Annotated in this window: 16 protein-coding genes; 9 read left to right on the forward strand and 7 right to left on the reverse strand. The window is 65.3% G+C overall.

Features of this window, described 5'->3' with window-relative positions; all coding sequences use genetic code 11:
• Position 1: 1 nt before the first annotated feature.
• The 6 genes from ACTJI5_RS20855 to ACTJI5_RS20880 form a co-directional block, all read right to left on the reverse strand.
• Positions 2-1024 (reverse strand): serine hydrolase domain-containing protein, encoded by a 1023-nt coding sequence (locus ACTJI5_RS20855; RefSeq protein WP_440861647.1) that lies wholly within the window; start codon positions 1022-1024, stop codon positions 2-4.
• The gene (locus tag ACTJI5_RS20860) at positions 1021-2529 is read right to left on the reverse strand and encodes a permease (protein ID WP_440861648.1); all 1509 of its coding nucleotides are present in this window, start codon (positions 2527-2529) and stop codon (positions 1021-1023) included. Before ACTJI5_RS20860 ends, ACTJI5_RS20855 begins: the two co-directional genes overlap by 4 nt.
• Positions 2526-3764 (reverse strand): dicarboxylate/amino acid:cation symporter, encoded by a 1239-nt coding sequence (locus ACTJI5_RS20865; protein ID WP_440861649.1) that lies wholly within the window; start codon positions 3762-3764, stop codon positions 2526-2528. The genes ACTJI5_RS20860 and ACTJI5_RS20865 overlap by 4 nt, the downstream gene beginning before the upstream one ends.
• 21 nt (positions 3765-3785) lie before the next feature.
• Positions 3786-4778, reverse strand: coding sequence for an N-acetyl-D-Glu racemase DgcA (gene dgcA / locus ACTJI5_RS20870; protein ID WP_440861650.1), 993 nt, complete (start codon positions 4776-4778; stop codon positions 3786-3788).
• A gap of 10 nt (positions 4779-4788) precedes the next feature.
• A complete protein-coding gene (gene dgcN, locus ACTJI5_RS20875) occupies positions 4789-5811 on the reverse strand; it encodes an N-acetyltransferase DgcN (RefSeq protein WP_440861651.1) in 1023 nt (340 codons plus the stop codon).
• 95 nt (positions 5812-5906) lie between these two features.
• Positions 5907-6791, reverse strand: a complete 885-nt coding sequence (locus tag ACTJI5_RS20880; protein ID WP_440861652.1) for a LysR family transcriptional regulator — start codon at positions 6789-6791, stop codon at positions 5907-5909.
• 184 nt (positions 6792-6975) lie between these two features.
• Here ACTJI5_RS20880 and ACTJI5_RS20885 point away from each other — a divergent pair, with 184 nt between their 5' ends.
• Together ACTJI5_RS20885 and ACTJI5_RS20890 are read left to right on the forward strand one after the other, a co-directional pair.
• The gene (locus ACTJI5_RS20885; RefSeq protein ID WP_440861653.1) at positions 6976-8607 is read left to right on the forward strand and encodes an N-acyl-D-amino-acid deacylase family protein; all 1632 of its coding nucleotides are present in this window, start codon (positions 6976-6978) and stop codon (positions 8605-8607) included.
• Between the two features lie 173 nt (positions 8608-8780).
• A complete protein-coding gene (locus tag ACTJI5_RS20890; protein WP_440861654.1) occupies positions 8781-10022 on the forward strand; it encodes an ROK family transcriptional regulator in 1242 nt (413 codons plus the stop codon).
• Positions 10023-10026: 4 nt separating this feature from the next.
• Here the strand turns inward: ACTJI5_RS20890 and ACTJI5_RS20895 are convergent, their stop codons facing one another.
• Positions 10027-11325, reverse strand: a complete 1299-nt coding sequence (locus tag ACTJI5_RS20895; protein WP_440861655.1) for a sugar porter family MFS transporter — start codon at positions 11323-11325, stop codon at positions 10027-10029.
• Positions 11326-11588: 263 nt separating this feature from the next.
• Here ACTJI5_RS20895 and ACTJI5_RS20900 point away from each other — a divergent pair, with 263 nt between their 5' ends.
• The 7 genes from ACTJI5_RS20900 (at position 11589) to ACTJI5_RS20930 (ending at position 24956) form a co-directional block, all read left to right on the forward strand.
• The gene (locus ACTJI5_RS20900; RefSeq protein WP_440861656.1) at positions 11589-12416 is read left to right on the forward strand and encodes a class I mannose-6-phosphate isomerase; all 828 of its coding nucleotides are present in this window, start codon (positions 11589-11591) and stop codon (positions 12414-12416) included.
• The gene (locus ACTJI5_RS20905) at positions 12413-13672 is read left to right on the forward strand and encodes a sugar MFS transporter (RefSeq protein ID WP_440861657.1); all 1260 of its coding nucleotides are present in this window, start codon (positions 12413-12415) and stop codon (positions 13670-13672) included. The genes ACTJI5_RS20900 and ACTJI5_RS20905 overlap by 4 nt, the downstream gene beginning before the upstream one ends.
• Positions 13673-13711: 39 nt before the next feature.
• Positions 13712-16078, forward strand: coding sequence for a GH92 family glycosyl hydrolase (locus ACTJI5_RS20910; RefSeq protein ID WP_440861658.1), 2367 nt, complete (start codon positions 13712-13714; stop codon positions 16076-16078).
• Between the two features lie 100 nt (positions 16079-16178).
• The gene (locus ACTJI5_RS20915) at positions 16179-18131 is read left to right on the forward strand and encodes a glycoside hydrolase family 2 protein (RefSeq protein ID WP_440861659.1); all 1953 of its coding nucleotides are present in this window, start codon (positions 16179-16181) and stop codon (positions 18129-18131) included.
• 294 nt (positions 18132-18425) lie between these two features.
• Positions 18426-21431 carry a TonB-dependent receptor gene (locus ACTJI5_RS20920; protein WP_440861660.1) on the forward strand — a complete coding sequence of 1002 codons (3006 nt, stop codon included), beginning with the start codon at positions 18426-18428 and terminating at the stop codon, positions 21429-21431.
• 112 nt (positions 21432-21543) lie between these two features.
• On the forward strand, positions 21544-22617 hold the full coding sequence (locus tag ACTJI5_RS20925) for a glycoside hydrolase family 43 protein (protein WP_440861661.1): 1074 nt from the start codon (positions 21544-21546) through the stop codon (positions 22615-22617).
• Between the two features lie 17 nt (positions 22618-22634).
• Positions 22635-24956 carry a GH92 family glycosyl hydrolase gene (locus ACTJI5_RS20930; protein WP_440861679.1) on the forward strand — a complete coding sequence of 774 codons (2322 nt, stop codon included), beginning with the start codon at positions 22635-22637 and terminating at the stop codon, positions 24954-24956.
• Positions 24957-24970: the final 14 nt, after the last annotated feature.

Consider the following 24970-nt stretch of genomic DNA (forward strand, 5'->3'; position numbering starts at 1 on the left):
ATCAGTTTCGTTTGTCCCAGGCTGAAATGACCCGCTCGCCCACCGCGGGGCGCAGGGTGGTAATGCCGCTGTCGGCGTGGCGGGTCGGATGGACCCGGTTGGTGAGCAAGGTCCACGCAAGGCCGCGCTCGAAATCGATCCACAGCCCGGTGCCGGTGAAACCGGTATGGCCGATCGTCTCGGTCGAACAGGCATCGCCGCCGTGCCATCCGGCAAAGGCGCGTTCCCAGCCCGAGGTGCGATGGCGTTCGTCCGCGGTGCGGACTTCGTCCATCATCGCGGGCGACAGCATCGAGCCATCAAGCATCGCGCGCGCAAAACCCAATACGCCATCGACCGTGCCGAACAGCCCCGCATGCCCCGGCGCGCCGCCGAGGGCGAAGGCATTTTCGTCGTGGACCTCGCCCTTCATCACGCGCCCGCGCCAGCTGCAATTTTCCGTCGCGACCGCCGGACCGGGCGGCGGGCCGAAGCCGAGTCCCTCGCCGAGCGGCCAGTCCGAGAGCGGCGCGCCCGTGATGCGCTCGATCGCGATGCCGAGCAGGATGAAATTGATGTCCGAATAGACCGGCGGCCCGTGGCGCCATTCGCGCTGCAGGACAAAGGCGCGCAGCCGCGCCGGATCGTCGCCATAGGTGTATATGGGCTCGACCGCGGGCAGGAAGGTTCTGTGCATCAGGCAGTCGCGAAAGGTCAGCCGGCGTTCGGCAGCGCCCGCGACGTCATATTGGCGGAGATCGGGGATCGCGTCGGTCAGCGGCCGGTCGAGGTCGAGGCGGCCGTCTTCCGCGAGCCTCAGGATCATTATGGTCGTCGCGATCACCTTGCTGAGCGACGCGAGATCGAACCAGTGATTGCGCGTCAGCACCTCGCGTTCGGGGACGAGGGCGGCCATTCCGGCGAAGTGCACCGCGCGCTCGCCGTCGGCGGACACGATCCCCAGCGCCGCGCCGGGAATGCGGCCGCTTTCGACCGCTTCGAGCGCGGGCGCGAATGCCGTTTCGCAAATCGCCTCGATCGTCATGTCGGCACGCGGCCCTTCACCCGCACGATGATGGGTAGCAGGAAGATCGCGGCAAAGCTCAGCGCGCCCGAAAGCAGGAAGAAACCGTCATAGCCGATCTGCGTCTGCATCGAGCCCGACGCGCCCGCGAGCAGGCGCGGCAGCAGGAAGGCGAAGCCCGAAAGCAGCGCATATTGCGCGCCCGGATAGGTCGGGCTGACCAGCATCGACAGGTAAACGACGAACACCGCCCCCGCGAACCCGTTGCCGAACTGGTCGACCGCGACCGAGGTATAGAGGACAAAGGCCGACGGCTCGCTGTGCCACAGCCAGACATAGATCCAGTTGCCCGCCGCCGCGGTCACCGCGCCGATCCCGAGCGTCCAGCCGAGCGACAGCCGCGTCGACAGAAAGCCGCCGAGTGCGACGCCGAGCATGCTTGCGGACAGCGCGACGACGCCATCGGCAATGCCGATCTGGTGCAGGCTGTAACCCTTGTCGTTCCACAGCGGGTGCGAGAGCGTCAGCGTGAGTACGTCGCCCATGCGATAGAGCGAGACGAAGGCGAGCACCGCGAGCACGGGCGTGCCGTAACGCCAGAACAGCTCGACATAAGGCGCGGCGAAGGTGGAAACGTTCGAAAGGGCATAGGCGGGCAAGCGGCGAATGCGTGGCAGCGCGAGCGCCAGCGCGACGAAGGGCAGCAAGGCGACCGCCAGCACGACCGGCGTGACATTGGTCTTCGCCGAAATGCCCGCACCTTGGACCGCCGAGAGCAGCGCCCAGCCGACCACAGCGGTGACGAGCGTCGCGGCAAGTATGACGAACAGGCTGGCGAGCGTGCCCGCAACGAGCGCCTGCCCCCGGCCCCCGGTGCCTTCGCGTTCGGGCCGCATCGCCGCGAGGATCGGGAAGGGCAGGAAGGCGGCGACAGCGATCACCAGATAGGCCCAGGTCCAGTCGGCCCACGCCGCGACAAGGATCGCGCCGCTCCCCGCCGCGACCATCGCGCTGCGATAACCCCACAGGTTCGCGGCGACGATCGGCGCCTGTTCGGCCTGCGTCGGCGCAAGCTCGATGCGCCAGCCGTCGGCGGCGACCTCCAATGTCGTCGTCCAGAAGGCGAGCAGGACCGCGAACAGCGCGGTGAGCGGCAGGCTCTTGTCGCTCGAGGTGAAGGCCATCGCGACCATCGAGAGGAAAATACCGAGCTGCGACAACATGATCCACCCGCGCCGCCGCCCCCAGAAGCGCGCGAAGCCCGGCACGTCGTAGCGCTCGATCAGCGGCGCCCAGGCGAATTTGAACGTCGGCAGCAGCGCGATCCACGCGAAGAAGCCGATGATGACGATATCGACGCCGTGCCGCGCGAGGCGCAGCGTCAGCACCGCGTTGAACATGTAGAAAGGCAGCCCCGCCGAAAAGCCGAGCAGCAGGTAGAGGCCGAGCAGGCGCCGTGCCGATGGCTTGGCGGGCAGATCGCCTGCGAGGACCCCCGCCACGGCCTCGGCCGCCGCTGTGGTCACGCCTTTTCCTCCGGCTCGACGGCTTTTTCCCAGCGCGCGACGACGCTGGTGACCGTGAGGTTCGCACTCGCGCTTGCGACGGTGCGCGTCATGTCGAGCAGCCGGTCAAAGGGCAGGACGAAGCCGACGACGAGCGCGGTCTGTTCGGGCGAAACTCCGGCTGCGGAGAGGACGGCGGCGAGCATGAAGAGCGATGCCGACGGGATCGGCGCCGTGCCAAACGCGGCGAGCGCGCCGGTGAGCAGGACGATGGCCAGCATCGGCAGGTCGGGTTCGACCCCGACCGCCTGCAGCGCAAAGATGCTGAGCAGCCCGACATACATCGCGGTGCCGTCCTTGCCGATGCTCGCGCCGATCGGGAGCACGGTCTTGGCGACCCCGGGGGCGATACGCAGATCCTCGAGCGCGATGCGCAGCGCGACGGGGAGGGTCGCGGCCGAGGAGGCGGTCGAAAAGGCGACCGCCAGCGCGTCGATAATCGTGCGATAGAAACGGAGCACCGGCCGCCTCACGACAAAGGCGATCAGCGGCAGGTGGACGAGCAATATCTGCAGGATGACTCCCGCCGCGACCCCGACTGCCAGCCAGCCGATGTTTGCGAACACCGCGACGCCATTGTCGGCGACCGCTTTCGCGATCAGCGCGAGCACGCCGAAGGGGGTGATTTCCATGACGATCCGCACCAGCTGGAACAGCACCTGTCCCGCCGATTGCAGCAGGTCGGCCATCGGGCGCCCCGCTTCGCCGGCGAGGATGACGCCGAAGCCGAAAAGCATGGAAAAGAAGATGATCGCGAGCATGTCGCCCTCGACCAGCGCCTCGACGATATTGACGGGTACGATGCCGATCAGCTGATCGTGCAGCGACTTGGCCTCACCCAGCGCATGCGGGACGGCGCTGCCGAGCGCGGCGCCCTGTCCGGGTTCGAGCAGCAGGCCCACGATCATGCCGATCGACACCGCGCAGAAGGTGGTCGCCGCGAACAGGCCGACGGTCCGCGCGCCGACCGAGCCGAGCTTTCGCGGGTCGGCGAGCGCGGTGACGCCCGACGCGATGCTGATGAAGACGATCGGGACAACGAGCATCCGGATCACACGGACGAACAATTCGCCGACGAAGGCGATCGCACCGGTCGCGGCGGGCCACAGGAGCCCCAGCAGCACGCCGACGACCATCGCGCCCAATACGCGTTGCCACAGCGGCACTGCGAACCAGCCGCGAAGAAACCCCGTCATCCGTCCCCCTGTTTTATCGTATCAAATGCCGCCCCAGAAACCGGGCCGCGGCGGCGCCATGATGCCGTTCGCCGCGCTGACCCCGCCCGCGCGATCCTCTGCAAGCCAGAGCGGTCCGTCAAGGTCGACGAAGCTGCTCGTCGCCGCGATGGCCCAGGCGGGCGCGATCGAGAGCGACGAACTGATCATGCAGCCGGTCATCACATCGAGCCCGCGCGCGCGCGCTGCTTGCGCGAGATCGAGCGCGGCGGTGAGCCCGCCGGTCTTGTCGAGCTTGATGTTCACGACGTCATAGCCGTCGGGCAGGCTGTCGAGATCGGCCGCGACATGCACCGCCTCGTCGGCGGCAATCGGGATCGCCGAGCGGAAACCGATGAGGTCGCGGTCGGCGTCGGCGGGCAGCGGCTGTTCGAGCAGGTCGATGCGCAGATCGGTCATCAGCCCCTGCAAGTCGCGGACATCCGATATGGTCCAGCTTTCATTGGGATCGACGATCATTTTCGGCTTGGGCGCCGCGGCGCGGACGGCCCTGAGCTGCGCGGCGGGATCGCTGCGATCGACCTTCACCTTCACCAGCGGCGCGTCGGCGAGCGCCGCGGCGGCGAGCGCCATGCGCTCGGGCGTGTCGAGGCTGACCGTCATCGCGGTGACGATCGGGCGCAGCGGTCGTTCGAGGCCTAACGCCGCCGCGAAATCGCTGCCCGCGAGCCGCAGTTCCAGATCCCACAGCGCGCAGTCGACTGCGTTGCGCGCGGCACCCGCGGGCATCAGCTGCAGCAGGTCCTGCCGACCCACGCCGCGTTCGATCGCGCCGCGCGCCGCTTCGATCGCGGCGATCGTGCTTTCGGCATTCTCGCCATAGCGGGGGTAGGGAACGCATTCGCCGCGCCCGGTGATGCCGTCCTGCGCGATGGCGACGGTCACCACCTCGGCGGCGGTCTTGACCCCGCGCGAGATGCGAAACGGCGTGTGCAGCGGCAGGATCTCGCCGGCGACGGTCAGGGTGCGGTTCATCGCCGGGTGATCAGACGGTTTCGGCGGTGGCGGGCGCGTCCAGCAACCGGTCGAGGATTGCCTCGACCCCGAAGCGATAGGGATCGCTGGTAGGAAGCCCAAACTCGGCCTCGGTCGCGGCGCACAAGGCACGCGCGTCGTCCTCTGCCATCGCCGAGGTGTTGAGCGCGATGCCGACCACTTGCACATCGGCATTGGTCAGCCGCGCCACGCGCAGATTGGCCTCCAGCGTTTCAGATATGCCGGGCAGCGGATAGTGCGGAAGGCCGCGCATATGCGGGCGCACCGGGTCATGGCAGAGGACGAGCGCGTCGGGCTGCGCGCCGTGCAGCAGCCCCGTCGACACCCCGGCGAAGGAGGGGTGATAGAGCGAGCCCTGCCCCTCGATCAGGTCCCAGCCGTCGTCGCTGCGCGCGGGCGAAATTTGCTCGATTGCGCCCGAAATGAAGTCGGCGACCACGGCGTCGAGCGGGACGCCGTCGCCCGCGATCAATATGCCGGTCTGCCCGGTCGCGCGGAAATCGGCGGCCACGCCGCGCTTTTCGAGTGCGCTGGCGAGGCAGAGCGTCGTGTACATCTTGCCGACCGAACAATCGGTGCCGACGGTCAGCAGCCTTTTGCCCGCGCGCGGCTTGCCGTTGCCGATCGGAATGTCGGGGCGCGGGTCGCGCACATCGTGGAGCTTGCGGCCGAGCTGCGCCGCGGCTGCAATCAGGCGCGGTTCGGCGTTCAGCCGGTGGTGGAGCCCCGATGCGATGTCGAGCCCGGCGTCCATCGCGGCGAGCGCATCGACGATCAGATCCTCGCCCAGCTTGCCGCCCGCATTGGCGATGCCGAGCACCAGTGTCCGCGCGCCGGCAGCGTGCGCGGCGGCGAAATCCGTCCGCGGCAGGTCCAGAGTCAGCGGGCAATCGTCGTGGCGATATTCGCCGACACAGATGTCGGGCCGGAACACGGCGAGCCCGCGCGAGGTCTTGATGTCGGCGGGGTCGCTCGAGTGGCCGAGGTAGAGAAGATAGGGCGTTTCGATCATGGATCCGGGAAACCTGCGAGATGATGAGAGGCCGATATTATCCCTTGCTGCCGTAACGCCCCAATATCTAGCGCCCCATATCCTATAGCTTGATGCTATAGCCCCTCGATCACCGTCGCGAGCACCGCGAGGAACGCCGACGCCGTTCGCGATGGCGGACGGTTCTGCAGATAGACCGCGTTGATGTCGAAGGTGATCGCGGGTTGCAGCGGCCGGCTCGATAGCCCGGGGGGCAGCGCGGCATGCGCGGTGAAATTGTCGACGATCGCCATGCCGACCCCCGCACCCACCAACGCCGCGGCGACATAATAGGTGCGAGCGGAAACGACCTCGTCCAGCTCGACCTCGAGTCGGCTGAGCTCGCTCGACAGCATCCGTCCGATCGGGCCGCCTTGCACCGGGCTGATGAACTTGTGCCCGCGCAGCTCGTCGAGGTGCAGGCGCGGCGGTGCGCCGGGCATGTCCCCTTCGCGATAGATGACGACCAGCTCGCCCTCGCCGATCACCTGATGCGCGACGGGCGCCGACAAGGGCACTTCGAAACTGATCGCGATGTCGGTTTCATGTTCGTAGAGTTTGCGCACCATTTCGTCGTGATGCAGCGTCTGGAGGTCGAACATGATGTCCGCATGATCGCCCATGAAGCGGGCGACGGCCTCGGGTATCGCGCCGAGCCCGAGCGAGGGAAGCGCCGAAATGCGGAGCAGCCCGCCGCGCCCGTGGCGCAAATTCTGGCACGCCTGGCGCAGCGAGCGCACCCGGTCCTGAATGTCGGAGACTTCGGCGAACAGCGTGCGCGCGTCCTGCGTCGGGATCAGCCGCCCTTTCGACCGTTCGAACAGGGTCAGGCCGATCGAGCGTTCGGCATGGCGCAGCACCTTGGTCACCGACGGCTGCGACACGTTGAGCGACCGCGCCGCGGCGCTGACCGTGCCGTGCAGGAAGACCGCGTGGAATATCTCGATCTGGCGCAGGTTCATCCTGTTACGATCCCGAAGTTGCGACACCGGGGCATGCGATTGCCCCTTGTTTTGGCCGGATATTGTTGTGGCTTTGATCTCTATGCCATCGGGTTATAGGGGGTGCAACAACGCTGTCTGGACGCGGGACGTGCAATCGAGACATCTTCGTCCCTGATAAAAGCTCCATGGAAGGATCACGCCGATGCCCCAACCGCTTGCTTCGCTTTCGGTTCGCCGCACGATCGGTTCGCTGTCGGTGGCCGCAGCGCTGCTCTGCGTGGGCGGAGCGGCGGCGAAGGCGGATCAGACGGTCGATGTGATCATCCGCGGCGGTACGATTTACGACGGCGGCGAGGGCAAGCCCTTTGTCGGCGATGTCGCGATCCGCGGCGACCAGATCGTCTATGTTGGCAAGTCGGGCCGCCATAAGGCGGGCAAGGTCATCGACGCCAAGGGCATGATCGTTGCACCGGGCTTCATCGATCCGCACACCCATGCCGACAGCTTCATCCGTTCGCCCGACAAGGCGGTGCGCGTCAATGCGGCGTGGCTCAATCAGGGCGCGACCACCGTGATGATCGGGGTCGACGGGTCGGGTACGCCCGATGTTGCGGAGGATGCCGGCAAGCTCGCGGCATCGGGGATCGGCACCAATATCGTTCCGTTCGTCGGGTTCGGCCCGGTCCGCCAGCGCGTGCTCGGTCAGGATGCGCGCGCGCCGAGCCCTGCGGAGCTCGACCAGATGAAAGCGCTGGTGGCCAAGGGCATGTGCGAAGGCGCCGTCGGTCTGTCGACCGGCCTCTTCTATGCGCCGCAAAGCTTCTCGACCACGGGCGAGGTCGTCGAGGTGGCGCGCGAGGCGGCGCGCCGCGGCGGCGTCTACGACACCCACCAGCGCGACGAATCGAGCTACAGCATCGGCCTGCTCGGGTCGGTGCAGGAAGCGATCGACATCGGGCGGCAGGCGGGAATGCCCGTCCATTTCGCGCATCTGAAAGCGCTTGGCGTCGATGTGCATGGACAGGCGGGCGCGGTGATCGACGCGATCGACGCCGCGCGCAAGTCGGGGGTCGATGTGACCGCCGACCAATATCCCTGGCTGGCGTCGGGATCGAGCCTCGATGCGTCGCTGCTGCCGCGCTGGGCGGTCGACGGCGGCGGGCCGGCCTTGCTGAAGCGGCTCGATGATCCCGCGACGCTGGAACGGATTCGCGGCGAGATGCAGGAGAATCTTCGCCGGCGCGGCGGCGCGAGTGCGCTGCTGCTCATCGCGCAGGGCTTTCCCTGGACCGGCCAGACGCTCGAACAGGTAGCAGACACGTGGAAGCTCGACAGCCGCGACGCCGCGCTGCGCATCATCCGGCAGAGCATCGAAGCGGGCGAACAGAAGAGCGGCGGCACCGCGGTCGCGTCGTTCAACATGGCGCAGGCCGACGTCGACCTGCTGATGAAGCAGCCGTGGATGGTGACATCGTCCGACGGCTCGGACGGCCATCCGCGCATGTTCGCGACCTTTCCCGAAAAATATGTGCGCTATGTCCGCGAGCGGAAGGTCATCGACCTCGCTACCTTCATCCGCCAGTCGACGGGGCGCACCGCCGACATCTACAAGCTCGACCGGCGCGGCTATCTGCGTCCCGGCTATTTCGCCGATATACTCGTTTTCAACCCCGACCAATATGCCCCGCGCGCCGATTATGTGCGCCCGCGCGAGCTGAGCGTCGGCGTCAGCAAATTGTTCGTCAACGGCGCGCTGGCGGTCGACGACGGCCGGACGACCGGCGTCGCCGCGGGCCGCGCTTTGCTGCGGCCCCGTCCGGCCGGATGCCCATAGCCGACAACCACGCTTCAACCTGATCGCTGCACAGCCTTAGCGCCCGTCATTGACAGGAGGGCGTTGCTCCGCTTTATCTAAATTCGAATTATTAAAGCGCCTATGCTTTATGAATCGAATCTGTTTGGCGGGGGGCGCCGGGCATTCGGATCAGTTTGAAGGACAATCCAGCGATGGCCCTTAATCTTCCGGGTCTTGACCGGCGGCAACCGACGAAAAATGGTCCAGAGGCGCGCGACGCGCGGCTGACTCTCAGCCTCTCGGGCACCAATCTGGAGCGCGCCGGCGATTATAACCAGCGGATCGTGCTCCAGGCCATTCGCCTGACCGACGAAACGACGCGCAGCGACCTGGCGCGCGTCACCGGGCTGACGCCGCCGACGATCGTCAATATCACCAAGCGGCTGATCGACATGGGGCTCGTCAAACCGGCTGGACGATTGCAGGGCAAGCGCGGCCAGCCCGCGATGCGGATCGTGATCGATCCCGACGGCGCCTTTTCGATCGGGCTCAACATCGACCGCGATCATATCACGCTGGTGACGCTCGACCTCGCGGGCAAGATTCGCAGCCGCCACACGCGCGAGATTGCCTTCGCGCTGCCCGGAACGGTCGTCGATCATGTCCGCGACATCCTGCCTGGACTACTCGAAGAGGGCGGCGTCGATCGGGGGCGCATCCTTGGCGTCGGCGTCGCGCTGCCCGACGATCTCGGGCGGATTTCACTGCCGCACCGTCCGACCGAATATGACGCGTGGGATGATATCGACTTGGGCGCGCTGCTCGGCGAAGTGCTCCCCTGGCCGCTCCACGCCGACAATGATGCCGCGTCGGCGGCGCTTGGCGAGGTTCATCTGGGCAACGGCATCGCGCTGCCGAGCTTCTTTTACCTGCTGATCAGCGCGGGCCTCGGTGGCGGGCTGGTGATCGATCGCAGCTATGTTCGCGGCGCCGATTCGCGGTCGGGTGAGATCTGGGCGCTGCCCGATCCGGCGCGCGGCGAGGGGGCGAATGTGCAGGACACGGTTTCGCTGTCGGCGCTTTACGCCCGGCTGGAAGCAGCGGGGCATGTCGTCGACGGGCCCGAGGCGCTGATCGATGGGCCGGCGGATCAGGAAGCGGTGATCGTTCAATGGCTCGACGATGCCGCCGACGTGCTGGTTCAGCCGCTGATCGCGGTCAATTGCCTGATCAATCCGGCCGCGATCCTCATCGGCGGACGCCTTCCGGGCAAATTGGTCGACGCGCTCGTCGAGCGGCTCAACGCCCGGATGGCGGGGCGCAAGCTTCCCGTGGTGGCGCCGGTGCGGCGCGCCGAGGCGGCCGACGATGCGTCGGCGATCGGCGCCGCGATCATTCCGTTCCTCGACAATGTGCTGCCGTCCGAATCGATCCTGATGCAGGCGGGGCGCTGACGCTTTACTCGATCCGCTCTGCCATCTCGTCGAGGTCGACGCCCCGCGTTTCGGGGAAGATCGCCGCGACGACGACGAACTGGACGACCATCGCGGCGGCGAAGATCGCGAACGGCGCTCCCGGCGACCACGCCACCAACATCGGGAAGATACCGGCGATCAGCGCGTTCATCAGCCAATGCGTGCTCGCGCCAAGCGCGCTGCCGCGCGCGCGGACGGGGGTCGGGAATATCTCCGAAATATAAACCCAGATGACCGCGCCCTGGCTCGTCGCGAAAAAGGCGATGAAACCGATGAGCGCGGGGAGCATCAGGCCGTTGTCGAGCGCGCCATAGAGAACCCCGGCCGCGGCGGCGAGGCATAAGGTCATGCCCGCGGCACCCGCGAGCAGCAGCGTCTTGCGCCCGATCCGGTCGATCAGCGCCATACCGACGAGCGTGAATACCAGGTTGGCGATGCCGATCAGCACCGCCTGCCGATCGGGCGACAGCGACCCGGCACGCGCGAAGATGTCGTTCAGATAATAGAGTACGGCGTTGATACCCGCGAGCTGGTTGAACATCGCGACGAGGATCACGAGCATTATCGGCCGGCGATGGCGGCGCCACGACAGCTTTTCGCCCGGCGGGTCGCGCTCTAGCGCTTGCTCGACGCGGCTTAGTTCGGCTTCGGCGGCATCGGGCGCGGTGCCGATCCGCGTCAGCGCGATGCCCGCTTCGTCCCGGCGTCCCTTGGAGACGAGCCAGCGCGGGCTGTTGGGGATCGCGAACAGCAGAACGAAGAACAGCAGGGCGGGGGCGGCGGTGACGCCCAGCTTCCACCGCCATGCCGCGTCGCCGCCGACCAGCCCCGCGATCGTTGCGTTGCTGAGATAGGCGACGAGAATGCCGGTCACGATCATCAGCTGGAACAGGCCGACGAGGAAACCGCGGTGCCGCGGCGGCGCGATCTCGGCGATATAGACGGGCGCGAGCACCGACGAGCCGCCGATCGCGAGTCCGCACATGAAACGGAAGATAAGGAAAGCCGGCCAGCTCGATGCCAGCGCGCAGCCGATTCCCGCGATGAAATAAAAGGCGGCGAGGATCCGCAGGCTGTCGCGGCTGCCGAACGCATCGCCGGGCTTGCCCGCGAACAGCGCGCCGACGAGGGTGCCCCAGAGCGCGGCCGATACGGTGATGCCGAGCGTTTCGGGGGTGAGTGCGAAGAGATGGGTGAGGTCACCCGTCACCCCTGCGATCACCGCGGTATCGAATCCGAAGAGAAGACCCGCGAGGGCCGCCGTCCCGATCGCGGCGGCCAAAGTACCGCGACCTCCCGTGCCGCGCCCTCCCGGACGTTGCGGTGCGCCGGGCACCCGAAATGCTTCGCTGTCGTGCTTGCCTGTCATCCACTCTCTCCGACGGATCGGGCATCGGCGCCCGTCCTGATTGCCGACAGCCATGCCACAACGGCGATTTCGATCAAATAAATTAATTTTCATTATTATCTTGACGAGGGGCGTCCGGCCGGGGCAGTTTTTGCAAACCAGACCCGGAACGGCGGCTGGGAAACAGGGAGAGGTTTGTGCCGGCGACATTGCTTGCGACCCATCGCGTGGAAAAGCCCTGGGGGCGCCACCAGCTATGGGGGCCGTTTCGCGATTCGCCCGCGGGCGGCGAGCCCGTCGGCGAAATCTGGTTCCAGGCGCCCGGCGACAGCACGCCCGACCTCCTGATCAAATATCTCTTCACCAGCGAAAAACTGTCGGTGCAGGTCCATCCGGACGACGACCAGGCGCGTGCACGCGGGCTGCCGCGCGGCAAGGACGAATGCTGGCTGATCCTGGGCGCCGCGCCCGATTCGACGATTGCGCTGGGAACGAAAGCGCCGGTCGACAAGGCGGCGCTGCGCGACGCCGCGCTCGATGGCAGCATCGAGCAATTGCTCGACTGGAAGTCCGTGAAGGCAGGCGATTTCTTCTACGTCCCCTCGGGCACGGTGCACGCGATCGGCGCGGGTCTGACGCTGATCGAGGTGCAGCAGAACAGCGAGACGACGTACCGCCTCTATGATTATGGCCGCCCGCGCGAGCTGCATCTGGAGGACGGCATCGCGGTGTCCGATCCGCAGCCCTATGCCGCCTATCCGTCACCGGGCCGCATTGCCGACGACCGCAATATCCTCGTCGACGGGCCGAAGTTCGTGCTCGAGCGGATGGCTGGCGGTGCGCGCACGATCGACCTCCCAGATAGCGTCACCGCCTGGCTGATCCCGGTTGCGGGCAAGGGCGTTGTCGATGGCGTCGCTTTCGCGGCGGGCGAATGCCTCGCGCTTACCGGCTCGGTGCAGATCGACGCCGAGGCCGGGGCCGACCTGTTGCTTGCCTATCCGGGCGAGGAGAAATTCGCATGACCGCCAGCCGATCGGGCACCGCCTGGACCTTTGCTTACGTCACCATGCTCTTCTTCGTCTGGGGTGCGGTGACCGCGGTCAACGACATTTTGATCCCCGCGGTGAAGGCGATCTTCGCGCTCAGCGATACCGAAAGCTTCCTCACGCAATTCGCCTTCTTCATGGCCTATGGTGTCGTCTCGCTGCCTGCGGCGGCAATCATGGGCCGGCTCGGCGCCGCCAACTCGATCATCGTGGCGCTCGCGACGATGATCGTCGGCTGCCTGATCATGCCCTTCGCGACGATCGTGCGCGAATATGCGATCGTGCTCGTCGGCCTGTTCGTGATCGCCTCGGGGATCACGCTGCTGCAGGTCGCGGCGAACCCGCTGTCGGCGTCGCTCGGCCGCCCCGAACGCTCGCATTTCCGGCTGGTCTTGAGCCAGGCGTTCAATTCGTTCGGCACCGTTATCGCGCCCTATCTCGCGGCGCGGACGTTGCTGCAGGGCGGATTGTTCGAAGACGGGCCGGTGACCGAGGCGAAGATCGCCTATTCGCTCGGCCGGATCGACGTCGCTTATGTCTTCATCGCGGCGGTGATCGCAGTGCTCGCGATGTTCCTGTATCGCGTCCGCCACGAGATCACCGCGGCCGCGCCGCCGGTCGAGACGGGCGCGCGCGTGTCGAGCGCCTTCGCGTCGCCCTGGGCGCTCGCCGGCGCGCTCGCGATCTTCCTCTATGTCGGCGCCGAGGTGGCGATCGGCAGCGCGATGGTCAATTTCCTCGAGCAGCCCGATGTGTTCGCGATCAGCGCGGTACAGGCGGGCAGCTTCGTCAGCCTCTATTGGCTCGGCGCGATGATCGGGCGCTTTATCGGCTCGGGGCTCCTCTACAAGCTGCCCGCGGGGCCGTTGCTCGCGGTGGCGGCCGTCGCCGCGGCGCTGCTCTGCCTGACGATCAGCCAGATCAGCGGGCCGGCGGCGGGGGTGCTCGCGATCTCGGTCGGGCTGTTCAACTCGATCATGTTCCCCGTGATCTTCTCGCTGACGATCGAGCGTTCGACCGCGCCCGCGTCGGCGACGTCGGGGCTGCTCTGTATGGCGATCGTCGGCGGCGCGCTCGTGCCGCTCGTCTTCGCGCAGGTCGCCGACGCGAGCGGCAGCCGCTTCCTCGCCTTTCTGGTGCCGATGGCCTGTTACCTCGTCATCGCGCTGTTCGGCTGGCGCGCGGCGCGGGAGCCGGCGCGGACGACCAGCTTCGCAACTTCGCTGCACTGACCACGCAATCAACGAAAATATTCAGGGAAGAGGGTCGCAATGGATATCGACAGGAATGTGAACCGCGGGTGGAAATTTGGCGCCATGCTGGCGTCGTCGGCGGCGATATTGCCGCTCATGCTCGCCTTATCGCCCGTGGCGGCGCAGCCAAAAGCCGGTCAGTCGCCGGTCGATCTCGCCAACCCGCTCGTCGGCACCGCGCCGCTCGACGATCCCGCGGTGATCGGCAATGCGCCGCCGCCGGGCGAGCCCGTCTATTCGGGGCAGACGTCGCCGGGCGCGCGGCTGCCGCACGGCTCGGTCGAGGCGGCGCCGGTGAACAATAATATCGAGCTTCTCTATCCGAACGGCGTCCCCGTTCCCTATTATTACACCAACCCGACGATGATCGGCTTCACCGGCGGCGGCGGCTCGACCTATGGCGGCGGCGCCGAGCCGTTCATCATGCCCGTCGTCGGCGACTGGTCGCCGCCGCCCGCCTACAGCCAGTCCTATTATGACAAGTCGCGCGAAAAGGCGTCGCCGGGCTATTATTCGGTCTATCTCGACAGCTTTCGCACGCAGGCCGAACTGACCGCGACGCGCTGGGCGAGCGTCATGCGCTTCACTTTCCCCGCGAGCGAGCGGTCGAACATCATCGTCAACCTGCCGCGCCACGGCGGTTCGGTCGAGGTCGTCGGCGACCGCATCATACGCGGCATATCGAACGACAAGGACAGCGCCGACGGCGGCTATTTCGTCGCCGAATTCTCGAAGGCCTTCGCCGCGCTCGGCACCTTCCGCAAGGCGCCGGGCGACAATGCGGGCTGGGGCATCGGCACCAGCGACGTCAAGCCCGGCGGGCGCGAAATGACGGGCAGCTATGCGGGCAGCTATGTGACCTTCAAGACGAAAGCCGGCGAGCAGGTGCTGGTGAAGATGGCGCACGGCACCAGCTATGAGCAGGCCGCGCAGCGGCTCGCCGCCGAAGTGCCGGGCTGGGATTTCGATGGCGTCCATGCGGCGGCGCGCGATACCTGGGCGCAGCTTCTGGGTCGCGTCCGCGTGACGGGCGGCACCGACAAGCAGCGGGGGCTCTTCTACTCGACGCTGTTCCAGTCCTTCGCCTCGCCGCGCCTGATCGCGCAGACGGGCGAGAAATTCGCCGACACCAACGGCAAGGTCCAGACCGCGACGCACGACCGTTACGGGCCGGTGCCCTTCTGGGACACGGGGCGCAACCAGATCGTCCTGCTCGAACTGATGGAGCCCGAGGCGGTCAAGAATATCATGGCGTCCGAACTCGCGATGGCGCGCGAGAAGGGCTATATGAACACCTCGTTCCACGGCGACAATGCGGTGTTCCTGTTCCTCGGCGCGTGGGAGCGCGGCATCGAATTCGATTATGAAGCCGCTTATGAATATCTGCGCAAGAACGCGACCGACCCGAAGGGGCCGCGCGGCTATCTCGCAGAATATATGGAGCAGGGGTGGATTTCGGACATCGTGCCCGATCATAATCCCAGCCCGCCCTACGCCGGCGGCAAGGCGGGTGCGGACAAGACGCTCGAATATGCGTGGGACGATTATGCGCTCGCGCTCTACGCGAAAAAGCTCGGCAAGGACGCCGACCACAAGATGTTCCTGAAGCGCGCGGGCAACTATGCCAATGTGTTCGACAAATCGATCGGCTTCATCCGCGGGCGCACCGCCGACGGCAAGTGGATCGCGCCCTTCGATCCCGCCGAACCCTATTATAATTTCATGATGAAGGAGGCATCGGGCTGGTCGACCTTGTGGCTCGTCCCGCACGACGTAGAGGGGCTGATCGGCCTCCTCGGCGGGCGCGACGCGTTCAATGCCAAACTCGACGAGTTTTTCACCAAGCCTTACAATCCGACGGGCATCTGCCGCGACTGCACCGGCGTGATCGGCCAATATGTGCACGGTAACCAGCCCGATCAGCAGGCGCCCTATTATTACAACTGGAGCGGCCAGCCGTGGAAGACGCAGGCGCTGGTGCGCCAGATCCTCGACAAGACCTATGCCAGCGATGCCGCGGGTTACGGCTATCCGGGGATGGACGATCAGGGCGCGACCTCGTCGTGGTACGCGCTCTCGGCGCTCGGCTTTTACCCGGTCGATCCGTCGAGCCAGGATTATATCATCGGCAGCCCGGTGTTCGACGACGCCAGCCTCGATATGGGCAATGGCAAGACGCTGCGGATCGTCGCGCGCAACAATTCGGCCACCAACGTCTATATCCAGTCGGCGACGCTGAACGGCAAGCCGTGGAACAAGCCGTGGTTCCGCCACGACGATGTGAAGGACGGCGCGACCTTCGTTTTCACGATGGGCGCCAAGCCGAACAAGGCGTGGGGCGCCGCGCCCGGCGCCGCACCGCCGTCGATGTCGCGAAAACACTGACCCAGCCCCTCGCCCCCGCGCCCTCCGCGGGGGCGCGAGCCCAGGACCCGCCCCATCCCCCTAAGGGTCCTGGGCTCCCCCCTTCAACAGGACAAATCCCATGCGCAGCCTTTTGATCACCGCATCCCTTCTCGCTCTCGCGCCGGTCGCGGCGCAAGCCCAGACCGCCGCATCGCCGCCTGCGGGTGACGCGGTCTACACCAGCGAGCTGATGACGCGCTGGGGCAAGGAGGTGACGCCCGAAAACGCCTGGCGCCTCTATCCGCGCCCGCAGATGGTGCGTGATCGCTGGGTCAATCTCAACGGCCTGTGGGACTATGCGATCGCGCCCAAGGCGGCCGAGCGGCCGGCGGCGATGGACGGCCAGATCCTCGTGCCGTTCCCGGTGGAATCGAAACTCTCGCGCGTTGCGCGCAAGGTCACGCCCGACGACCGCGTCTGGTATCGCCGCAGCTTCACCGTCCCCGCCGACTGGCGCGGCCAGAATGTCATGCTCAATTTCGGCGCGGTCGATTATGAAGCGACTGTGCGCGTCAACGGATCGGTCGTCGGGTCGCACAAGGGCGGGTTCGACGCCTTCGGCTTCGACATCACCCCCTATCTGAAGCCCGGCGCGAACGAACTGGTCGTCGAGGTCACCGACCCGACGAGCGCGGGCACGCAGCCGCGCGGCAAGCAGATCCTCGACCCCGCGGGCATCTGGTATACCGCGGTCAGCGGCATCTGGCAGACGGTGTGGATCGAGCCGGTGCCCAAGCTCCACATCGCCGAGGTGCGCGCGACCCCCGACATCGACCGCGGCACCGTCGACGTCGCCGTGGCGCTCTCCGGCTGGGCGAACGACAATGACGCGGTGCGGCTGACCGCGAGCGCGAAGGGCAAGGTCATCGCCTCGACGATCATTCGCGCGAACCGGCAGGCGACGCTCGCGATCCCGAACGCGCATCTCTGGTCGCCCGACGATCCGCATCTTTATGACCTCAAGGCCGAGCTGGTGACGATCGCCGACCCCTATGCGGGCGAGGCCGAGCGCGACCGCAAGGCGTATGACTCGCGCTTCACCGACCATGAGAGCCGCGTTTATGCGAAGGCAAAGGTTCAGGGCGCACCGCGCGACAGCGTTGCCGCCTATTTCGCGATGCGCAAAGTGTCGATCGGCCCCGGCCACGTCACGGGGCAGCCCGCGATCCTGCTCAACAACAAACCTTTGTTCCAGCACGGCACGCTCGATCAGGGCTGGTGGCCCGACGGGCTTTATACGCCGCCGTCGGAAGAGGCGATGAAGAGCGACATCGTCTTCCTGAAGAAGGCGGGGTTCAACATGCTGCGCAAGCATATCAAGGTCGAACCCGCGCGTTACTATCACGACGCCGACCGGCTCGGCATGCTGATCTGGCAGGACATGCCCTCGGGCGGCGGCGAGGATCAATATCTTGCCGGCACCAGCCAGTATCAGGCGATCTTCCCGTCGGAGACGCTCGCCGAGCAGCAGAAGCAATTGTCCGAAATGATCGGCGAACTGCGCGCCTTCCCCTCGATCGTGACGTGGGTCGTGAACAATGAGGGGTGGGGCCAATATGATTCGGCGACCCTCACGCGCTTCGTGAAGGGGATCGATCCGACGCGGCTGGTCGACGCCAATTCGGGCTGGCTCGACGTCGCGCCGAAGGATTCCGACATGCTCGACATCCACACCTATGAGGATGTGCCGAAGACGCCGCCGCTGCAGGCCGACCGCGCGATCGTGCTCGGCGAATATGGCGGCGTCGGTTTCCCCGTGCCGGGGCATATCTGGAAACCGGGCAAAGGCAATTGGAGCTATCAGGTCGCGCAGGACGAGAAGGAATATCTCGTCCGCTTCCGCCGCAAGATGGAAGGCGTGATCCGGCAGGCGAAGGAGAATGGCCTCAGCGCGTCGGTCTACACCCAGACGACCGACGTCGAGGACGAGATCAACGGGTTGCTGACCTATGACCGCGCGGTGCCGAAGGCATCGCCGGAGGCGTTGGCGGAGATCGCCGCGCCGCTTTGGAAGACTCCGACTCCGGACTGACCCGGAGCGGGCGAAAGCATGATGGCACCTGCCGTCCCCGGAGTCGGGACGGCGGGCGCGGTGGTCTGCGGCCGCGAGTCCATATCCACGCAAAACTGCGAAAAATTGTGTCTTCATGACGAGTCCGTAACGATTCATCGCGTCCCGCCACCGGCTCGAAAAATTTATTTTGACAAATTGTTTTTTATATTCTGATAGAGGCTCAACGGGTCCGATGATCCGCTGCTCGGCGACTCCGAAAGCGCCGAATAACGAGTGGGGGCGAGCAGCCCCTCGAACAGGGAGGTCGATGTGATGAAGGCAGGACAAATCCATTCAGCGAAAGCGGCGCGGCGCGCGGCGCTGGTCCGCGAACTGATGCTGGGCGCGGGCACGCTCGCGGCGCTGTGCGGCGCCGGACAGGCTTATGCGCAGGCCGCGCCCGCACCGGCGCCGCAGCCGCCGGCGGATGAAGCGGCAGAGGCGGCACCGGGCGATGCGATCGTCGTCACCGGTTATCGCAAGTCGATCGAGCAGAGCCTCGAACAGAAGCGCGAAGCCAACTCGCTGATCGAAGTCATCACCGCCGAAGACATCGGCAAATTCCCCGACAAGAACGTCGCCGACGCGCTGCAGCGCGTCCCCGGCGTGATCATCACCCGCGACGGCGGCGAGGGCAGCCGCGTCAGCATTCGTGGTCTCCAGTCGGACCTGACGCTCACGCTGCTCAACGGCAATTTCATCGCCGGCGCTGACAGCGGCGATCCGTCGCGCTCGTTCAACTATGTCCTGCTGCCGTCGAATTTCATCGCCAGCACCGAAGTGTACAAGTCGGCCGAGGCGCGGCTTGAGGAAGGCGGCGTCGGCGGCACCGTGATCCTCAACACCCGCCGTCCGTTCGACCTGCCGGCCTGGTCGGGCTTCGTCTCGGCCGAGGGCACCTATTCGGACACGACCAAGAAATTCGATCCACAGATTGCCGGCCAGATTTCATGGAAAGACCCCGAAGAGCGGCTCGGTTTCCTGATCGGTGCGACCTATCAGGAACGTTCGAACCGCGAGCTGCGCGGTTCGACCGAAACCTGGCGCTGGTGGAGCGACCGCGCCCCGAACGGCGACATCATCACCCCCGCGACCGACGTCAACGGCAATCCGTTCGAGAATGACGACGCGATTTCCTATTGGCCGGGCACGGGCGTGACGGGGCAGGACGGCAAGCATTATTCGGGCTATTGGGCGCCGCAGTCGGTCAACGCCGAAGTCTTTTCGCAGCAGCGCAAGCGTCTCGGCATCCAGGCGACCGCGCAGATGCGCCCGATCGAAAACCTGACCGTCACCGCCAATTATTTCCGCTTCGATTACAAGAGCAACTGGCAGAGCAATGTGCTGAAGATCCCCGAATGGGGTTATGGCAATTTCTTCACCGCGCCGACCTTTGACGAGAGTGGCACGATCTTCCAGTCGGCGAATTTCCAGGTGCCCGCCGCGGGAACCGGCTGCCTTACCCGGCCGACACCCTGCACGATGGAAACGCCGCAGATTGCGGGTTCTTACAGCCGCGAAAAGCAGGTTTCGAACACGTTCGAGACCGAGGTCGCCTGGAATCAGGACAATTTCGACGCGGTGCTGAAATTCGGCAAGACGAAGGCGACCGGCGGTCCGTCGATGCGCTTCGGCGTCGCTGTGAAGCCGCGCCTGACGATCCCCGGGCAGGAGCAGAACGGCAATTTCCTGAGCGCGTGGGATTTCACCGGCGGCAATCTCAACATGGAATTCTCGCCCGAGCTGCAGGAAAATATCAAGAACGGCATTGCGCAGATTGACGTCGGCTCGACGGGCTCGGGCTTCACCAACAGCGCGATCTCGCAGCGTTATGCGCAGCTCGATCTCGTCCGCCGTTTCGACAGCTTTTTGAGCGCGTTCCGTGTCGGCGGCAAGTGGCGCGAGATGAGCATCCACCGCGAAACCGGCCGCAACGAATGGTACGCCGATCCGGCGACCAAGCGGCGCTATCAGGACACGCCCGAGGGCGCGGTCGCGCGGCCCGAATATTTCTATGACAATCCGATCGGCAACATCGCCGGCGGGTTCGATGCAAGCTCGTTCCCGGGCATCAACTTCAGCAATTATCTCGACTACATCAACACGACCTATGGTCCGTCGGTGCGCGTGCCCGAGCCGAACAACACCTATGACCTGAAGGAGAAGGTGTTCGCCGGTTATGTGCAGGCCGATTTCGAGGCCGGTCCGCTGCGCGGCAACATCGGTGTCCGCGTCGCGCACACGAAGCAGTCGGGCCTGACCTCGGATCGCCTGCAATTCCTCAACGATTATTGCGTCGACGGCCCGGGCGGACCGTTCGATCCGAATGTGCCGCTCGCTCCCGACGGCAATTGCCAGGTGCGGCCGCTTGCCGAGCGCGAAGTGATCGTCAACACGCAGATCGATCAGTCGAAGAGCTACACCGACTGGCTCCCCAGCCTGAACGTCGTCTATGAAGTCACCCCCGACATCGTCGTTCGCGGCGCCGTCGCCAAGGTGATCGCGCGCCCTTCGTTCAACGACCTCGGCTCGCAGCGTTCGCTCACCTATCGTTCGGCGGCTTACGCCTTCGACCGCGGCCAGTTCGGCGAGTTCGAGGGCTGGTCGGGCAGCGGCGGCAACGCCGATCTCCAGCCCTTCTCGGCATGGCAATACGACCTGGGCGTCGAATGGTATTTCAAGCGCGGTTCGGTGCTCGGCGCCGGTGTGTTCCGCAAGGAAGTCTCGGACTTCGTCGTGCCGCTCGTGCTCGACGTGACGCGCGAAGTGAACGGCGAGCAGGTGCTGATCCAGCCCTATTCGACGGTCGCCAACGGTTCGAACGCGGTGTCGCAAGGCGTTGAAGTCTATGCCCAGCACACGTTGGACTTCGGCCTCGGTGCGCAGGTGAACTTCACCTATAACGACACCTCGGTCGCCGACATCACGCTTGATGGCGAAACCGTCGGCAAGTCGGCGCTGGTCGGCAGCGCGAAGACGCAGGTCAACGCGTCGGTCTTCTACGAAACCGACAAGTTCCTCGTCCGCGCCTCATACAACCGCCGCGGCGAAGTCGTCGGCGGGCTCCAGTCGGGCCTCAACGTCTACACCGACCCCTATGAACAGGTCGACATCAACGCCTCGTACGAGCTGATGGACGGGCTGATGCTCACCGCTTCGGTCATCAACCTGACCAAATCGGAAGAGCGCCAGCACCTTGGTAACGACACCAAGGACCGCTTCGTTCGCAGCAACTATTTCGGCCGCCGCGCTTACGTTGGCGTTTCGTACAAGTTCTGATGGGGCCCATACCCCAGCTCTCCCCCTTGGGTGGCTCCGCAAGGAGCCACCCACCTCTTTCGGGGCGAGCGGGTATGACTATGGTGATGAGCGAAACGGGGAGCGATGCAGGGTGCGTGTCTGGTTGAAATCGCTGGTTTTCGGTGCGGTGCTGCTGACAGGCGGCGCGGCCGCGGCAGAGAATCCGATCGTTCCCGGCTGGTACGCCGATCCCGAAATTCGTGTTTTCGGCGACCGTTACTGGATCTATCCGACCTATTCGGACCATGGCGAGACGCCCGATCTTTCACCGCATTTCAATGAGCAGCAGAAGAAGCTGCGCGAGCAGAAGACGGTTCGCCCGTCCTATCATTACCAGACTTTCTTCAACGTCTTTTCGTCGCCCGACCTCGTCCACTGGACGAAGCACAGCCATGCCCTCGACGTCGAGAATGTCGCCTGGGCCGCCTATGCCGTGTGGGCGCCCTCGGCGATCGAGAAGGACGGCAAATATTATCTGTTCTTCGGTGCGAACGACATCCAGTCGGACGACCAGCGCGGCGGTATCGGCGTCGCGGTCAGCGACCGCCCCGAGGGGCCGTTCAAGGATGCGATCGGCAAGCCGCTGATCGACGCTTTCCACAATGGCGCGCAGCCGATCGACCAGTTCGTCTTTCGCGACGATGATGGGCAGCATTATCTCTATTATGGCGGCTGGAAGCATTGCAACGTCGTGCGCCTCGGCGACGATCTGACCTCGATCGAGCCCTTTGCCGACGGCACGACCTACAAGGAAATCACGCCCCCCGGCTATGTCGAGGGCTCGTTCATGGTGAAGCGCAAAGGCGTCTATTATCTGATGTGGTCGGAGGGCGGCTGGACCGGCCCCGACTATTCGGTCGCCTATGCGATGGGACCGTCGCCGACCGGGCCGTTCAAGCCGATGGGCAAGATTCTGAGCCAGGATTTCAAGATCGCGCGCGGCGCGGGCCATCATTCGGTGGTCAATGTGCCGGGCACCGACGACTGGTATATCGTCTATCATCGCCGTCCGCTCGATCAGAAGAGCGGTGAGCGCCGCCAACTCGCGATCGACCGCATGATCTTCAACGCCGACGGCACGATCGCTCCGGTGATAATGACAAATAAGGGCGTCGCAGCGCGCCCGCTGCCGGCACGAACGGCGAACAGGGGAGAGACGAAGTGAAGACGATCCGCAAGACGATGCTGAGCGCCGCCGCAAGCGCGCTCGTGCTCACCAGCGTCGGGACGCCGGTGGCGCTCGCGCAATCGAGCGCGAACCAGACCGCGCTCGTCGATTATGTCAATCCGCTGATGGGCACCGATTCGAGCTATCGCCTGTCGTACGGCAACACCTATCCCGCGGTCGCGGTGCCGTTCGGCATGAACAGCTGGACCCCGGTGACCGGCGAGCCCGGCAGCGGCTGGGGCTATACCTATGATGGCGAGAAGATCAGCGGCATCAAGCAGACGCACCAGCCGAGCCCGTGGATGAACGATTATGCCGCTTTCGCGCTGATGGCGGAAACCGGCCCGGTGAAGGTCAAGCAGCAGGAACGCGGCAGCTGGTTCAGCCACAAGGCCGAGGTCGCGCGCCCCTATTCGTACAAAGTCTATCTCGCCGACTATGACGTGACCGCCGAGGTCGCGCCGACCGAGCGGGCCGCGCAGTTCCGCTTCACCTTCCCCGAAAGCGACGAAGCGCACATCCTGCTCGACGGTCTCGCGGGCGGCTCGATGGTCAAGGTCGACGTCAAGAACCGCCGCATCACCGGCTATGTCCGCAACAACAACGGCGGCGTGCCCGACAATTTCCACAATTATTTCGTCGCCGAATTCGACCGCGACTTCACGCTCGCGCGCACCTGGGCCGGCGACAACGCGCCGACGAACGAACTCGCGCGCGAGGGTGATCATGTCGGCGCGGTGCTGAGCTTCAAGACGAAGAAGGGCGACAAAGTCCATGTCCGCGTCGCCTCGTCGTTCATCAGCCCCGAACAGGCGTTGCTGAACCTGCGCAGCGAAATCGGCAGCGACAGCTTCGATGCGACGCAGGCGAAGGCGAAGGCAGCGTGGGAGAAGGAACTGTCGCGCATCCGCGTGACCGATCCCGACCCGGAAAAGGTCCGTACCTTCTATTCGTCGCTCTACCGGATGCTGCAATTCCCGCGCGTCTTCTATGAAAAGGACGCGAACGGAAAGATCGTCCACTACAGCCCGTACGACGGCAAGGTGCACGACGGCTACATGTTCACCGACAATGGTTTCTGGGACACGTGGCGCGCGGTCTTCCCCTTCTTCGCGTTGATGTACCCCGACCTCGACAGCCAGATCATGCAGGGGCTGGTCAACACCTATAAGGAAGGCGGCTGGCTGCCCGAATGGGCGAGTCCCGGCTATCGCAACGTGATGATCGGGTCGAACTCGGCGAACCTGATCGCCGACGCCTATTTCAACGGCGTGCGCGGTTTCGACGTCGAGACGCTCTACGAAGCGATGATCAAGAATGCGACGACGAGCGAGGGCCGGCCCAAGGACAAGGCGGGCAAGGTCATCGCCGCGGTCGGGCGCGAGGGCGCCGAATATTACAACCGGCTCGGCTATGTCCCTTACGACGTCGGCATCAACGAAAATGCCGCGCGGACGCTCGAATATGCGACTGCGGACTTCTCGATCGCGCAGCTCGCAACTTTGCTCGGCAAGGAAGCCGATGCGAAGAAATATACCGAGCGCGCGCTCAATTACCGCAAGCTCTATGACAAACAGAGCGGCTGGATCCGCGGCCGCAACCAGGACGGGTCGTGGTCGACGCCGTTCAACCCCTACAAATGGGGCGACGCCTTCACCGAGGGTAACGCTCTCCATTACAGCTGGGCGGTGATGCAGGATGTCCAGGGGTTGATGAACCTGATGGGCGGGCGGCAGAAATTCGTCGAGCGGCTCGACGCGATCTTCACCACCGCGCCGATCTTCGACGAAAGCTATTATGGTCAGGTGATCCACGAGATCCGCGAGATGCAGATCGTCGACATGGGCCAATATGCCCATGGCAACCAGCCGATCCAGCACATGCCCTATCTCTACAATTGGGCGGGTGCGCCGTGGAAGACGCAGCATCATGTGCGCGACATCATGGCGAAGCTCTATTCGTCGGCGCCCGATGGTTATCCGGGCGACGAGGATAACGGCCAGACCTCGGCCTGGTATGTCTTCTCGGCTTTGGGCTTCTATCCGGTCGCCTCGGCAACGGGCGAATATGCGATCGGCAGCCCGCTGTTCCAGAAGGCGGTGCTGACGATGCCCAACGGCAAGACGCTGACGATCAACGCCGCGAACAACAGCAATGCGAACGTCTATCTCCAGTCGGTCGCGCTCGGCGGGAAGCCGCAGAGCAAGACCTATTTCACCCATAGCGCTTTGTCGCAGGGCGGCACGGTCGACTTCGTGATGGGCGCCAAACCCAACAAGCAATGGGGCACCGCCCCCGCCGATGCGCCCTTCTCGATCAGCGCGGCTTCCAAATGATTTCGGAGATGAGC

It is taken from the genome of Sphingopyxis sp. 22461, from assembly GCF_052044915.1.
In the GTDB taxonomy this organism is placed as follows: domain Bacteria; phylum Pseudomonadota; class Alphaproteobacteria; order Sphingomonadales; family Sphingomonadaceae; genus Sphingopyxis.